The following is an 892-nucleotide window of genomic DNA, read 5'->3' as shown; positions in this document are numbered from 1 at the left end:
CCTTCGCGCGTGTCGTCCTTGACGTCGTCGAAGCTCATCCGCTCTTTGTTCCTGGGTCTGCGCCGGTTCCGCTGCCGCGGCGCCGGCCGAGGGGCGGCCCGTGCGCGATAACCGGAATCCCGTTCTTTTAGGCCCTTTTTATGGCACCCGGCTTGGCCGCTCCGCCCGTCGCTGCACCGCGGCGACAGGCGCCGTAGCCCGCACCGGGTATCGCGTCCTACAGTCTCTGGATGATGACAGAACCCCATGTCCCGGGCGTGGATGGCCGCCCGACCGGCCGTTCGGCCAAGACCAAGCTCACCGAGATCGTCGTCGTCTGTTCCAAATGCGCCAAGCGGCAGGGTCTGCGCGGCCGAGACCTCCGTGCCCTGCTGAAAAAGGCCGGGAAGCAGACCGTCCAGGACGGGGGAGCCGGCCGCCGGAGGAAGCTCTGTGTCGTGGAATCGGGCTGCCTCGGCCCCTGCCCCAAGCGCGCGGTGGCGGTCGCCACCGGCGCGAGCCTGGCTGCGGGCCGCGTTTTCCTGCTCGATCCCGCCGCCGGCCCGGCCGAAGCGCGTGCCGCCGTACTCGATCCCGTCCTGCCCCGCCGTGCAATCCCCGAATTCGGCCCCAATACCGCTCTAGCGGCGATACCATCCGACGAATCGCCGCCGGTCCGCTGACCGGCACAACCTGGAGCGCGCTCTTGCCCGCCTCTCGACGCGAGGCCCCCGCACCGTGACCGGCAACCACGTTTCCCGGAAGCGGCGGGCAGCCCACGCCGTGCTGCGTCGCCTCCCCTTGATCGGTACCCTGATCGGCCTCGGTCTCGCCGTCTGGCTCGTGGCGACCAACGATCTGGCCGCCGTGGCCACGGCCTTCGGGCGGATCGGCTTCGCGGGCTTCGCCGGCG

The 892-nt window shown here is 70.7% G+C and carries 1 protein-coding gene and 1 pseudogene; both read left to right on the top strand.

Annotated elements, in window-relative coordinates:
• The first annotated feature begins 230 nt into the window (after nucleotides 1-230).
• Nucleotides 231-662, top strand: a complete 432-nt coding sequence (locus I53_RS21965; RefSeq protein ID WP_043354672.1) for a hypothetical protein — start codon at nucleotides 231-233, stop codon at nucleotides 660-662.
• 55 nt (nucleotides 663-717) lie between these two features.
• Nucleotides 718-892, top strand: a pseudogene (locus I53_RS35380) (TIGR00374 family protein); the annotation flags it as partial.

The organism is Methylobacterium sp. B1 (assembly GCF_000333255.1).
In the GTDB taxonomy this organism is placed as follows: domain Bacteria; phylum Pseudomonadota; class Alphaproteobacteria; order Rhizobiales; family Beijerinckiaceae; genus Methylobacterium; species Methylobacterium fujisawaense.
The sequence above is the reverse complement of the archived record's forward strand: the minus strand, read 5'-3'. Positions and strand labels throughout refer to the sequence as shown.

What these genes read in the sequence shown, in the direction of transcription:
- I53_RS21965 (WP_043354672.1), top strand. Translation starts at nt 231, where the DNA reads ATGATGACAGAACCCCATGTCCCGGGCGTGGATGGCCGCCCGACCGGC.